General features: G+C 37.7%; 10 protein-coding genes. 6 read left to right on the top strand and 4 right to left on the bottom strand.

All coding sequences use genetic code 11. From position 1 onward, the window contains the following. The first annotated feature begins 70 nt into the window (after positions 1-70). Positions 71-1,729, top strand: a complete 1,659-nt coding sequence (locus KFE94_16170; protein ID UTW66166.1) for an NAD(P)H-dependent oxidoreductase subunit E — start codon at positions 71-73, stop codon at positions 1,727-1,729. Positions 1,730-1,766: 37 nt separating this feature from the next. After that, the gene (fdhF, locus tag KFE94_16165; GenBank protein ID UTW66165.1) at positions 1,767-4,505 is read left to right on the top strand and encodes a formate dehydrogenase subunit alpha; all 2,739 of its coding nucleotides are present in this window, start codon (positions 1,767-1,769) and stop codon (positions 4,503-4,505) included. A 313-nt stretch (positions 4,506-4,818) separates the two neighbouring features. Here the strand turns inward: fdhF and KFE94_16160 are convergent, their stop codons facing one another. Continuing rightward, positions 4,819-6,405 carry a hypothetical protein gene (locus KFE94_16160; GenBank protein UTW66164.1) on the bottom strand — a complete coding sequence of 529 codons (1,587 nt, stop codon included), beginning with the start codon at positions 6,403-6,405 and terminating at the stop codon, positions 4,819-4,821. A 133-nt stretch (positions 6,406-6,538) separates the two neighbouring features. Here KFE94_16160 and KFE94_16155 point away from each other — a divergent pair, with 133 nt between their 5' ends. The 4 genes from KFE94_16155 to KFE94_16140 all read left to right on the top strand — a co-directional run bounded on the left by KFE94_16155 (position 6,539) and on the right by KFE94_16140 (position 10,856). Then, on the top strand, positions 6,539-8,728 hold the full coding sequence (locus tag KFE94_16155) for a radical SAM protein (GenBank protein ID UTW68302.1): 2,190 nt from the start codon (positions 6,539-6,541) through the stop codon (positions 8,726-8,728). A gap of 72 nt (positions 8,729-8,800) precedes the next feature. Next, entirely contained in the window at positions 8,801-9,388 is a 588-nt protein-coding gene (locus tag KFE94_16150; protein ID UTW66163.1) for a YqgE/AlgH family protein, read from the top strand. Between the two features lie 84 nt (positions 9,389-9,472). Further along, positions 9,473-10,378, top strand: a complete 906-nt coding sequence (locus tag KFE94_16145) for a hypothetical protein (GenBank protein UTW66162.1) — start codon at positions 9,473-9,475, stop codon at positions 10,376-10,378. A 1-nt stretch (position 10,379) separates the two neighbouring features. Next, positions 10,380-10,856, top strand: a complete 477-nt coding sequence (locus tag KFE94_16140) for a YkgJ family cysteine cluster protein (GenBank protein ID UTW66161.1) — start codon at positions 10,380-10,382, stop codon at positions 10,854-10,856. A gap of 12 nt (positions 10,857-10,868) precedes the next feature. On the opposite strand, the gene KFE94_16135 is transcribed toward KFE94_16140, so the two are convergent. From KFE94_16135 to KFE94_16125, 3 genes are read right to left on the bottom strand one after another with little or no spacing between them, the layout of a single operon-like run. Further along, positions 10,869-11,948: a radical SAM protein gene (locus KFE94_16135; GenBank protein UTW66160.1), complete on the bottom strand. Its 1,080-nt coding sequence runs from the start codon at positions 11,946-11,948 to the stop codon at positions 10,869-10,871. Continuing rightward, positions 11,920-13,134 (bottom strand): DUF2029 domain-containing protein, encoded by a 1,215-nt coding sequence (locus KFE94_16130; protein UTW66159.1) that lies wholly within the window; start codon positions 13,132-13,134, stop codon positions 11,920-11,922. The genes KFE94_16135 and KFE94_16130 overlap by 29 nt, the downstream gene beginning before the upstream one ends. Beyond that, the gene (locus KFE94_16125) at positions 13,134-14,537 is read right to left on the bottom strand and encodes a radical SAM protein (protein ID UTW66158.1); all 1,404 of its coding nucleotides are present in this window, start codon (positions 14,535-14,537) and stop codon (positions 13,134-13,136) included. Before KFE94_16125 ends, KFE94_16130 begins: the two co-directional genes overlap by 1 nt. Positions 14,538-14,550: the final 13 nt, after the last annotated feature.

Genomic DNA, 14,550 nt, shown 5'->3' with positions numbered 1-14,550 from the left:
AATACTATGACCAAATAAGGATTGAACGATTTTTTTTGATATATTGTGAGACGCAAAAAACAGGATTTTTATGTCAAAAAACTTACGACATCTATCGGCTCGTAAAGGCCTAGAAGACAACTTATTTGATAAGCTCGGAAAACTCTCTTTAGAAACCGGAACTCCGGATAAAGAAAAACTGAAGGAACTTTCTAAAGAGTTTTTAATAGGAGATGCGAACACTTTTGGTACCGCTACATTTTATGATTTCATGAAACCCGAGAATAAGGGGAAGAAAGCTTATGTATGTAACGGGTCGGCATGTTTATGTGCCGGAACCCAGGATGAAGTCCAAACTGAACTGGAAAAACATCTGGATGTCAATGAGATTGGACATATGACCTGTTTAGGGCGATGTCATGAAAATGGTGCTTTCAATTATAATGGCCAAAACTACTCTGCCAAATCTGCGGATGAAATTGCGCAAATTGTAAAAGAAGAGTCCATTCCTCATGAAGACTCCTATCACATTGAATCATGCTGTGAGCCTGCATTAACCAAACCATTTGATGGGATGGATTATCTGAAAGGTCTTTTGGGCAAGGTGTTGGACATGACACCGGATGAATGTCTGAATGAAATCATAACCTCTCAAGTTCGTGGTCGTGGTGGCGCTGGATTCCCCATGGGAATCAAACTTAAAAGTGCCAAAGACACCCCTTCCGATATCCGTTATGTAGTATGTAATGCTGATGAAGGCGATCCTGGAGCATATTCCGATAGATATTTAATGGAAAAACAACCTTATCAGGTATTGTTTGGAATGATTACCGCGGGTTATGCCATTGGTTCCAGTTGGGGTGTCCTATATATCCGGGCAGAATACCCGGATTCTCCGGTGATTATTCAGAATGCCATTGATGAAATGACCAAAATGGGATTAATTGGCCATAATATTTTGGATAGCGGATTTGATTTTCATTTTAAAATTATAAAAGCACAAGGTGCTTATATCTGTGGAGAAGAAACCGCTTTATTATCCTCTATTGAAGGACAGAGACCAGAAGTTAGAATTCGTCCGCCATACCCTACTCAAGAAGGTTTATTTGGTAAACCAACAGTCGTTAACAACGTGGAAACTCTGGCGGCACTTTATCACATCTTTGAAACCAGCGGTGCACATTACGCTTCATTAGGTACGGAAAAATCAAAAGGAACCAAGCTTGTTTCTTTAGACGGACACTTCGTAAAGCCTGGAATTTATGAAGTTGAAATGGGTACACCACTGCGCACGATCATTGATGATCTGGGTGGTGGGTTTAAAATGCCTGTGAAAGCCATGCATACCGGAGGTCCTTTAGGTGGTCTGGTTCCGGTGACTAAAATTGACGATCTAACATTGGATTTTGAATCATTTGCTGAAAATGGATTCTTACTCGGACATGCCACTATCGTGTGTATTCCTGAATCTTTTCCAATGATTGAATATCTGGAACATTTATTTGAATTCACCTCCTTTGAAAGTTGTGGTAAATGTTTCCCCTGTAGATTGGGTTCTAAACGAGGAGAAGAATTGCTTCACAAAGCCAGAACCGAAGATTACAAAATTGATTACGAATTATTTACAGATTTATTAGAAACGCTACAGCAAGGTTCTTTATGCGCTTTAGGTGGAGGTCTTCCACTTCCGGTTAAAAATGCGCTCATGTACTTTGATGATGAACTGAAAGAATATTTTACCAATAAATAGTCTTAGCGTGAGAGGTTCAATTAAATTTTAGGAAATTATGAAAGTAGCATATATAAATAATCAACCATACGAAATTCAAGAAGGAGAAACCATGTTGGCGTTTATGAAACGCCACATCGGTGAAAAACCTGTTCCTACATTATGTGATGCACCAAATTTGGATCCATTCGGGTCTTGTAGAGTGTGTAGTGTGGACGTAGCCTTAGAAAAAGATGGCAAAACCAAAGCCATGGCTTCCTGCCACACTCCTATCTCTGAGGGACTACATATCTATCCGGATACTCCAAACATTCAAAAGCTTCGTAAAAACATTGTAGAATTAGTGATTTCAGATCACCCATTACTTTGTTTAACCTGTGAGGTTAGTGGAAACTGCGAACTTCAGGATGTAGCTGCCGAAGTAGGCTTAAGAGATGTGAGATATCCGGAGGGTGCGAATCATTTAGACACACCAAAAGACCTGTCTCACCCTTATATGACCTCTGATTTATCAAAATGTATCAACTGTTACCGTTGTGTCAGAGCGTGTGATGAAATTCAGGGACAAATGGTCTTAAGTATGGCCGGTCGTGGGTTTGACAACCACATTATCAAAGGAATGGATCAATCATTTAATGATTCTGATTGTGTTTCTTGTGGGGCTTGTGCGCAGGCTTGTCCAACCTCTGCAATATCGGATATATTCGAATCTAAGAGTGTGGCTACCAAAGAAACCACAAGAACCATTTGTACATATTGTGGTGTAGGTTGTAATCTGGAAGTTTCAACTCTGGATGGAGAAATAAAAAGTATTCAGGCACCAATTGATGCCGAAGTTAATCAAGGCCATACATGTGTAAAAGGTCGATATGCCTTTGGATTTTACAATCATCCGGAGCGATTAACTACTCCATTGATTAAACGTAATGGAGAATTTGAAGAAGCAACATGGGATGAAGCTTATGATCTGATAGCTGGCAAATTCACAGAACTCAAATCTGAATTTGGATCTGATGCAATTGCTGGAATTTCATCTGCAAGATGTACCAATGAAGAGAATTACTTAATGCAGAAGTTTATTCGTGCAGTTGTTGGTACAAACAATATTGATGGTTGCGCCAGAGTATGTCACTCTCCTACCGCATTAGGTATGCAACGTGCATTTGGCACCGGAGCAGCGACTAATTCTATTGAAGACCTAAAGATCACCGATTGTATTATGGTAATTGGTGCCAATCCAAATAGTGGTCACCCGGTTACGGGAGCGAAAATGAAACAATTCGCAATGAAGAATAAAACCACCATTGTGATTGATCCAAGACGTACGGAATTGGCTAAATATGCGACTTATCACCTACCATTACGCCCTGGGACCAATGTCGCTTTACTTAATATGATGATGTATTTCATTCTTTCGGAAAACAAAGAAGATGCATCGTTTATCGCGCAAAGGACTAATGGTTACGAAGACTTTAAGAAAAGTATTCTACAATTAGATGTAGATGAAATGGAGCGTGTAACAGGTGTAGATCAAAAGCTGGTTCGCGAAGCTGCTTTAGCATATGCCGCAGCATCAAATGCCATGAGTTTCCATGGTTTGGGTGTAACCGAGCATTCGCAGGGAACATTTACAGTGCAACAAATTGCCGATTTAGCCATGCTTACCGGAAATATTGGACGCCCAGGTGTAGGGGTAAATCCTTTACGTGGACAAAATAACGTTCAGGGTTCTGCCGATATGGGAGTTCAACCACATCAGGGAGCCGGATATTTAGATGTGACAAATTCAGATATCAATGCATTGTATCATGATTTTTACGGAGTATCTGTTCCGCAGGAAGTTGGATATAAAATTCCGGAAATGTTTGATGCTGCATTAGATGGTTCATTAAAGTCTATGTGGATTATTGGTGAGGATGTGGTACAGACTGATCCAAATACACAAAAGGTAATTAAAGCTTTAAATAGCCTAGACTTACTTATTGTACAAGAGTTGTTTATGACCGAAACTGCAAAACATGCAGATATCATTTTACCGGGTGCTTCATTCTTGGAAAAGAGTGGTACATTTACCAACGGTGAAAGAAGAGTTCAACGTGTGCAAAAAGTTGTGGAGCCTATCGGTAATGCAAAAGCAGATGGACAAATCATTGTGGATATCATGAACCGAATGGGATATGACCAACCGGATTATGATGCTGCAACTATGCTGGAGGAAATCAATCAAATTGTACCATTCTTCAAAGGAATTACCTGGGATAGATTAGGCGAGAATGGATTGCAGTGGCCGGTCATGGAAGACGGCACAGACACACAAATTCTTCATGCCTCTGAATTTAAGAATGGTAAAGGAAACCTGGCGTATTTTGACTGGAGAGAGTCTGAAGAAATCATAGAACACCAAAAGGAATATCCATATATCATTACCACAAACAGAGACTTAGAACATTATAACTGTGGCGCAATGACCAGAAGGACCAATAATGTATTGATCCATACAGAAGATGTACTACAAATGAATCCTGCGGATGCTGCTGAAAAAGGTATTTCGGATGGTGATATGGTCTGCGTGGAATCCCCTCGTGGAAAAGTTGACATTCGTGCATCGGTTACAGATGCAGTAAGACCCGGAGTGTTAAGTACCACATTCCATTTCCCAGAGATTATGGTGAACAACCTCACCGGAGACGTGCATGATAGCGAAGCTAAATGTCCGGAATACAAAGTAGTTGCCGTAAATTTCAGAAAAGCCAAAAACACGCATCTGCGTAAGGCTGGAGAACTTATTGAAAAGTAAATTAGAAAAGGAGCTGTATAGGCTCCTTTTTTATTTCTCGAGTTTTAGATTTTGATTACTAGAACACTAAAAACTGTAAATAAAAATACATCAGCAACATCACTATTTTACCCAGGAATGGATTTACATGGGTGTCAACAATGGATTTAATTTACATTGTAAAATGCGTGATGTTGGGGGCAAGAATTTCGAAAGCAACTTCGCACAAAACCCGGTTGGAACTCACCCATCATAGGGAGACTACGTACGAACTTAATGAAAGTGAAGGTTTATTCCCCGCATGTTCCAGACGCTGTAGTGGTTTTTAATTTTATTATATATCTATAATTGCAAACACACCATTACTACTATATTTACCCCAAAAGTAAATCTTCTCATTCCCCACCATCCTTAATGAAGCAGGATCAAAAATCACACCCTCCTCCTCACTTTTCAATATCACATCATTAAACTCTTCTTTTCCTAAAGCACTGATTTTAACCAATACCAAATTCGGAATTGAATGCTCACCATTTTCTTCAGGCTCATCCAGATTAATTTCATCAAAATAATCTCCCTCATTGTAAATTACAAAACAATCCCCGTCATCATTAATCTCAACACTTGGTTTAACAGCCTCAGAAAAATCATCATTTACATTAAACGACTGCGTCTTTTTAAGCAGATATTCCCAATGAACTTCACTTCCATCTGCAGACATTTTTACAAGAATCAAATTACCGTTGATTTTGTCTAGACCACCATAGTTAACTGAATATTCTTGTGTCAGAACCAACGTTAAAGACCCATCCTTATTTAGAATACATTTTTCCGCTTCTAATTTACGTAAAGGGACCCCTTTATTTTTAGCGAGACTCTTTATAGCTTTTTGTTTAGCCTTTTCATTGTCATCAAACCATCTCAAAACGATTTGTTGACTAAACGATCCCAGATGCTTGAATTCAATCGTATTTTCTTCTACATTAACCAAGACATAAAAAGTACCTAAAGGATGATATTTAGTTCCTTGACTATATGTACCTGCCAGAATAATATTTCCATTATCATCAAAGTTTTTCAAACATCCTTTCTCTGATACAAAAAGTGATTTATCCTCAAATTTCACATCAAACCTTTTACCTTTCTCAGATTCTACATCAAAATAAACTACAGATATATAATCCTCATCTCTCATTCTCCGAACTGGAGAAAACCTACTTCTTACTAAAAATGATACTGCTCCAGCATTAGATATATCTACATCATAGATTTCCATCTCCATTACAGCACGCTGCTCTTCAAAATGAGTAAAATGATTCACAATTTCCATATCATAATTCACTGTCACTCCGATAATTTTTGCGCTTTCTCTATATTTGACCTCCTGATATGAAATGCAAAAAAAATCTTTGTTATCTGATATCACTATTTCAGGAAACATAGCATACAGACCTGATTCAAACTTGAATTCATACGCCAAAACCTCGGTAATTTTCGAATTCTTACCCGTCTTTAAATTAACCTTAAATACACTTACCGCAATATTACTACCGTTCAAATCTTTAGCGCTTACTACTTCATCCGGGTTTTTGATTAACCACTCTGAAACAAAAATCAAAAACTCACCATCTTTAAAAATGACATTCTCAATAGATGGTGAATCAAAATTAGATTCTAAATTAACCTTTACACTTTCACCCCATTCAAACTCATTGTTTAAATACCCCAATTCTAAAATGATCTTTTCATCTTTCAAAAAAGTATGGTAGGCAACCAATCCTTTTTCATCCTCACTTATAACCATAGGAGGCTTCTGCTTTTCAATATTATAATCCTTACTTAACTGAATTTTTTGTGGCTGGGTATAAGCTGAGAGCATATTTGACATACAAACCATGAACACTAGAGCAAACTTTTTCATAACAAAATTAGAGTTGATTTAAACAAGCCGCGAAAGTACTTTTTTATCCTAAAATCTCGTAAACTTATCCTGGCATTTAAACCTATACATTCCATATTTTCCATTAATCTTGCACCAGAGTTAAAAGCAGATCATTTTGGAGCATCAAACGGATATATTATTCATCACACCACCATTTACACAACTCAACACCCCCTATCCTGCTACTGCTTATCTAAAAGGATTCTTTAACACACAAAATATTCACACAGAACAAATTGACCTTGGAATTGATGTTACTTTACGACTATTTAGTCGCGAAGGATTTAAAGACATATTTCAATTGATCGATGCATATGACTTTGATTTATCCGAAAATGCATCACGAATCGTATCACTTCAAAATGAATACATTAAAACTATTGATGATACGATACAATTTTTACAAGGAAAGAACCCCACACTCGCCTATCGCATCATCTCTCGGAATTATCTACCGGAATCTTCTCGTTTTAACGATTTACAAGACCTGGAATGGGCTTTTGGAGAATTGGGGATCAAGGACCAGGCAAAACACATTGCAACGCTTTATTTGGAAGATATAGCTGATTTAATCGTTGAAACGATCGACCCATACTTCGGTTTTAGCCGATATGCTGAAAAAATTGCAGTAGCTGCCAGTAGCTTTGACGAAATCCATAATCATCTGGAAGAAGATGATAATTTGATAGATGCCTTACTTACCGAAGAGCTAGAAAAATCAATAACAAAGCACCAACCAAAAGTAATTGCTATTTCTATTCCTTTTCCGGGAAACCTTTATGGCGCCTTAAAATGTGGACAATACATCAAAGCCCATTATCCCAAGATCAAAATCACTATGGGTGGTGGATACCCTAACACAGAGTTACGATCTTTATCTGATTCCAGAGTTTTTAAATACACGGACTTCATCACTTTAGATGACGGTGAGGCTCCGTTATCCATTCTATTAGAACATATTAATGGTCATAGGAATTTAAAGTCTCTTAAACGCACCTTCGCTTTAGTTGATCATAAAGTCCAATACTTTAATGGAGCTCCTGAACCTGATTTCGCACATGCAGAAGTAGGTACACCTGATTATGAAGGACTTCAGTTAGACAAGTACATTTCGGTAATTGAAATCGCTAATCCTATGCATCGCTTATGGAGCGATGGACGTTGGAATAAACTTACTTTAGCACATGGTTGCTACTGGGGTAAATGTACTTTTTGCGATATCAGTTTGGATTATATCAAAAGATATCAGCCTGTTACCGCTGAAATTCTATGCGACCGGATGGAAACGATGATTCAGCAAACTGGAGAAAACGGATTCCATTTTGTAGACGAAGCTGCACCTCCTGCGCTACTTCGGGACTTGTCTTTAGAGATTCTAAAGCGTAATCTTACCGTTACCTGGTGGACCAATATCAGATTCGAAAAAAGCTTTACTTCTGATTTAGCAAAATTGATGAAGCTTTCCGGTTGTATCGCAGTTTCAGGTGGACTCGAGGTCGCTTCCGACCGACTTCTAAAACGCATCAAAAAAGGTGTAAGTATTGAGAAAGTCTCTCAAGTAACACAAAATCTTACAGATGCCGGAATTATGGTACATGCCTACCTGATGTATGGTTTCCCTACCCAAACTACTCAGGAAACAATTGATTCTCTGGAAGTTGTCCGTCAGTTATTTCAAGCAGGAATTGTTAATTCTGCATACTGGCATTTATTTTCAATGACCGCACATAGTCCAATAGGTTTAAACCCTGAAGAATTTGAAGTGATCCGAGAAAATAATGAATTAGGGGCTTTTGCCAATAACGATCTGGTGCATACAGATCCTAAAGGAACTGACCATTATAAGTTTGGAGATGGGTTAAAAAAGGCCCTTTTCAACTATATGCATGGTGTTGGTTTTGATTTCAATTTAAGCGAATGGTTCGATTTTAAGGTTCCTAAAACCACCATACAGAAAGACCTCATTCTAAAATACCTGGAAGCCAATTCATTTCAAAAAACAACTTCAAGTAAAAAGATTATTTGGACTGGTAATAAACACATTAAACTCTCAAAGAAAAACTCAAAAAAAGCTACAATTCAAATTAATAATTTAAATAAAACGCTCACTTTTACCCTTCCCTTGAAACAAGCTGAGTGGTTAACACGTATTTTAAAAGAATCACATTACAGCAATAATTCCTCGTATACCTACGGTGATTTGGAGAATGAATTTAATGATCAGGAACTGGGTTACTTTTTATTATTCTGGAATGAACTCACTATTACAGAGTTACGAGAAAATGGTTTATTAATGTTATGATATGACATTTTTTAATCAATATTTCCCCGGAAAAAGGTGTAAATTAGTGGCAATTATCCGTACAAATACAGAATGACTTCAGATAATTTTTTAAATAACATCAATTTCAAAACTACTGAACCAGGAAAAGGCAAAATTCTGGTTTCAGAACCTATGCTCCCCGATCCAAATTTCTTCAGATCTGTGGTTTTATTGACGCAACATGATGAAGAAGGATCTCTGGGTTTCGTACTCAATCATATGAGTATTGTTGATGTCGACAATGTTTTACCTGAATTCTCAGTTAAGAACCTTCCAATTTTCATAGGTGGCCCTGTAGGGAACGATCAATTATTCTTCATCCATACACTTGGAGAGGAATTGGCTCAATCTCAAAAAATTATGGATGGGTTATATTTAGGAGGAGATCTTAAGCATCTGGAATTCATGTTAAACAACGGTTTGGCAAATGCGGATCAGGTTCGTTTTTTTGTTGGTTATTCGGGATGGGACCCGGATCAACTCGATCAGGAAATCAAAGAAAATTCCTGGATCATTGCTACTATTACACCAGATCAGGTCATGAGCGACTCTGAAGAGTACTGGAAAGAGATCATGGTTGGCCTGGGTAAAGAGTTTGCCCTAATGTCTAACTTCCCTTCTAATCCGGGATTAAACTAAATCCCGCCCCCTTCTTTTACATTTAAAAGTTAATTTACTATCATTGGCGCTTATTTGTTGTATTTGATTCCATTCAATGTGCTTATGAGATTAATTTTTACGCTGTTATTTTCATTTTTAGTTTGGCAAATTCAAGCTCAGGACTATGTAGACCTGGCTAAATTTCATTATGCAAACACACCCGTAAACCAATTTGATAGCACAACAAATGGCACACGTGTACAGGAATTCGGGTTAGATCTTACTCTACCACTGGTATTAGAAAATGGCAACGCAATCATTACCGGACTGTATGCTGAATCTATCTCTACCAAAGTATCTCCTCAAAATTCCAATTTATCATCAGTTTATACTGCTAATATTAAACTGGGAATGAACTTCAAATATGGTGACAAATGGGAAGGAACATATGTTTTACTTCCTAAACTCTCTTCGGATTTTAAAGCTATTGGTAGCAAAGATTTTCAATTAGGAGCTTTTGCACTTTTCAAATACAAAAAGCATGACTACTTCAAGTACAAATTCGGGATGTATTATAATGGCGAATTATTCGGTCCGTTTTTCGTTCCCATCTTAGGTTTATATTACCTGAGTGATAATAAGAAGTTCGAGGTGAATCTGGCACTTCCTATTTCAGCTGATGCCAATTACGCGTTTAACGATAAATTTAGAGCCGGTATGAACTTTTTTGCGTTTGTCCGTACCTATCACTTAAACGAACCATATCAAGGCAATCCAAACAACTATTTGGCTAAAACTACAAATGAGGTGTATGGATATCTTCAATATCACGTTAAAAAAAGCATTTTACTTCAGGCCAAAGTGGGCTACTCTATTGGGCGTAATTACAGAGTTTATGATACTCAAGACAAGATCACATGGGGACTTTCTGCTTTCAAATTTGGAGATGATCGTAAACAACTGAATGCGGACTTCGCTGACGGCATGATCTTTCGTGTAAAACTGATTTACAGATATCATATCGATTAGTATGCGTCCCGATTATCAGGAGGCTCTCCAACAAGCCAAGACCAACAAGAAGTCTATAAAAAAGAAAGTGCAAAAGCTGCGCAAAATGCGCAAAGGCGCTGTAGATAATATTATTCACCCTTTACACGAAGAGACATTTGAACATATTGATTGTTTACAGTGCGCAAATTGCTGTAAAACTACAGGTCCTCTATTCACAGATCGCGATATCGCTAGAATCTCAAAGCATTTGAATCTTAAAGAAGCAGAGTTTATTGCGCAATATTTAAGGATCGATGAAGATCAGGATTTCGTTTTACAACAAGTGCCCTGCCCTTTTCTTGGAGATGATAATTACTGCGGTATCTATGATGTTCGTCCAAAGGCATGTGCCGCATACCCACATACGGATCAAGTAAACCAAATTGGAATCCTGGCATTGACCACAAAAAATGCGGCCATCTGTCCTGCTGTAGCTTCTATATTTGAAAAGCTTTAATATTCCAGAACGTTAAAACCCACTACAACACCTCGAACATGCCGAGAACAAACCTCCAGCACGCATCACATCCGATCTCAACTTACCGACTACGGGTGAATTCCAGATTTCATTGAGTGACGTTTCATATACATTTCCAATGTCCAGGTTGAAACACCTTCCATGAGCCGGAATCACACTACCATCTGACTTTACCATAATATTGGTAAAAATGGCATTACAATAATTCCCAATGATTTTTTCCGGTTCTAAATAATAGGTTTGAAGGTCTTTAAGTGTATCTATTTTAGGTGAAAAGAAGACCGGAATTTTGCTTGTGCCTTTTTGTAGTTCATTTATTTCCTCCAATAGTTTTTCTAAATCCATGTTAGAAAAATCAATTTCATCAACATTGGAATCTACTGCCGGATAAATCGGTCCCCACTTACTCATGTTATGTAGTTCAGCCGCTTTTTTTGTGGTAAACTGCGTATGCATAAATCCAACCTCCTTGATTGGAAGCCCATCTAATTCTTCTAAAAGTTGCTGCAAGTGACCTACGTTCCACTCTGTTATGGCACAAATAATCGAAACTTCAGGAACTACATCCTGATAGGCTAACACTCTAATTCCTTCAACCGCTTTTTGAAACGATTTTTTATTCCCACGGATTTCGTTATGAATATCTTGTGGACCATCCAGTGAAACAAACAGTTCGTTTAGCCCTGATTCTGACAATCCTTGTGCCTTCTGTTTTAACGTCAAAGCATTGGTGGTTACCGTGGTGTACAAACCTTTTTCATTTGCATACTTCAAAGAGTCTATCAGATATGGATATACCAATGGCTCTGTAAACGCGTAAGCCAATTTGGTATTTGGAAAGTATAACGCTGTTTCGTCAATTACTTTATAAATCAGCTCTAAAGGCATATTAATGGGATGAGAGCCTACCAGGTTTTGCGCAAAATTGCTTTCCAGATTCTGATTACCTACATCGCACATTTTACAATGAAGATTACATACATTGTTGACTCCCAAAACCATCCAATCGGGATCAAAGTACAGTTTAGTTGGATGCAATCTTTTATTGAGAGATTTTAACCTTGTAAGCATCTAAAACATTTCTTTTTAAAACATAAAAAACATACATCCACAACCCAAACATCAACCACAATCTTGGAAAACTCCCCAATATGGCTAAAAAATGATCTGAGTCCCATAAAATTCTGGTATACCCAATATTAAACCATCCAATAGCAATATACAATATCAAAATCACCTTTATTGGTGGATCTAAACGATCGCTTTGAAGTTGAGCTAATAGCACCACAATTGGAAAAATCAATAACAGAAAATGATAACTGGCACTTGCTGGTAAAAGCAGCATAAAAGTACATCCTGTAAATGCCAACAAGTAATTGTAATGTGCTTTCACCTTCCATAATCGTTCAATCATCAATAAATAAATCACGAGAACTCCACCGGTAACCACATATGTTAAGATTTTAGCTTTTTCCAGTTCAAATAAATTCTTAAACAAAGCACCCCAGGATTGAAAAGCAATGGATTGACTTTCCTGTCCTGCGATTTCACCCTGTAAGTGAGCTAAAAACACCTGATCAATAAAGGTAATCGTAGCATTCCAACCCACCACTCCAATGACAACTCCCATCATCACCAACAAGGTTCCCAGAGCTAAAAAAAATGTGCTGCGATTTTTCAAAAGATAGATGGGCAAATACACTACAGGTAGATATTTAAACAGAATCCCCAGAGCAAACATACTCCCCGACAACAACGATTTTCCATGTTGATCCCAATAATACCCCAGAAACAATAGGAAAGTCAAAATCAGATAGAATTGACCTAAATAGAAATTATTAATCAACGAAAAACCTGAAAGCACTACTATCAAAGTCGCATTTATCCACGACCATAGTGTTATTTTTCGGATGATTGCAATTAAACCTATTAACACACACGCATTAAGTACCGTCCAGATTTGCTTAGCCAACAACATTGAAAACCCACTCAACGGATACATGATAAAAACAGTTGATGGAGGAAACGGAGTGAACTTCGCGTAAATTCCATCATACTTATCTGCCTGTTCTAAAAACCAGTCATTATCATAAAACAAAGCCACATCATGCCCTTCACTAAACAATTGTGCAGCAATATAGTAGTTTGGAAAATCCCAGTTAATCTGGTTAAACCCAGGTAAGATTCCTTTCCATAATACACCTACTGATAGTACAACCAGCAATAGTTTTGGGAAATATTTTCGGAGGTGCTCCATCAGGAAAAAATATTTTTAACCACAAAATAAGCTTCTCTTGTATGCGTTTTCAATTCTTCCCAGTTTTTTAATGCATAGACCCTTTTCCAGATATACCCTGGTCGCAAGTAAAATCTACGATAGGCCTCTTTTTTTAAGCGCATTAAACCTTCTGCAGATACCTCTCCTGTTCCCATCGCAATAAAACTCCCGGATTGATCCATTTCCTTCTGGTTATCAGTAATCAGCCCCATTTCCAAAGCCTCCTCTCTAAAAGACGTTTGAACTCTTGGTACTGCTACATTAAACGAGGCATAGTCCGCATCAATCTCAATCGCAAAATCTACCGTATTTCTAATAGATGCCTCAGTTTGCCCTGGCACTCCAATTAAGAAAGTTCCCATCCTTTTTATCCCTACCTTTTTGACTAACTCAAATGTCGCTCTAACCTGAGCGGTGGTGTATTGTTTTTTATACTTATCACACAAATCGTCTTCGGCCCACTCCACTCCAAACATAATCGTGTTACATCCGGCTGCTTTCATCTTCTGAAGTTTCTTCACATCCAAAACATCTACCCTGGAAAAACAAACCCAATTAAATCCAAAGTTCTCCGAAATCATAAAATCTAAGATTTCTGATGTTACCTTGTTATTCTTATAAAAAGTTTGATCTGAGAAATACAGATATTTTACCCCTAAATCTTTCAATTGCAGCAATTCCTGCTTTACACTCTCAGCACTACGTTGTTTAAAGTTCAGGAACGACATAATGCAAAATGTACATGGATATGGGCAAGCATAGTTGGTCAATACCGTAGCCATTGGGTATTTATTTGCAAATGGCATTCTATACAATTCATTCTTAAACAAATGATGTTGTGGTACGGCCAACTCAATTCCTTTAGTTTGTTTACTACTCGGACGTGTTATAATACCGCCATTACTTTTATAAGTCAGTCCATTTATTTCTTCCGGATTGTTTAGTATGAAATGTAATGGCCCACTATCAAAGAAATCAGTGATAATTCCGTCCAACCAATCTGTTTCTTTTAAATACTCTGTTGCATTTTCTAAAAACAAATCTCCGGTAGACAAAATCTTAGCCTTCGGGAGTTTATGATTGAGCATTTTAAAGAATGTCTCATCCTCCTCAATAGAAACCGAACCACACTGTGTAATAATTAGTTCTGGCTGAAAACCAACCGCCATATCTATGGTTTGTGGTATGGATAATTTCTCTGCAATCGCATCGCACACCAGACATTCAAAATTGGGGCCGTTGAAAAAACTAGATTGAATTACGAGATCAACCGGTTGCGGTAAGTAATACGCCTTGGATACTTTGGAACAATAATAATCACGTATATAAATTTCCTTCCCGGGAGGGTTTAAAAACAATACCTTTATTCCATTTTGATCCATGCGTTATCTGTAG

The organism is bacterium SCSIO 12643, from assembly GCA_024398135.1.
In the GTDB taxonomy this organism is placed as follows: Bacteria; Bacteroidota; Bacteroidia; order Flavobacteriales_G; family Salibacteraceae; genus CAJXZP01.
The sequence above is the reverse complement of the archived record's forward strand: the minus strand, read 5'-3'. Positions and strand labels throughout refer to the sequence as shown.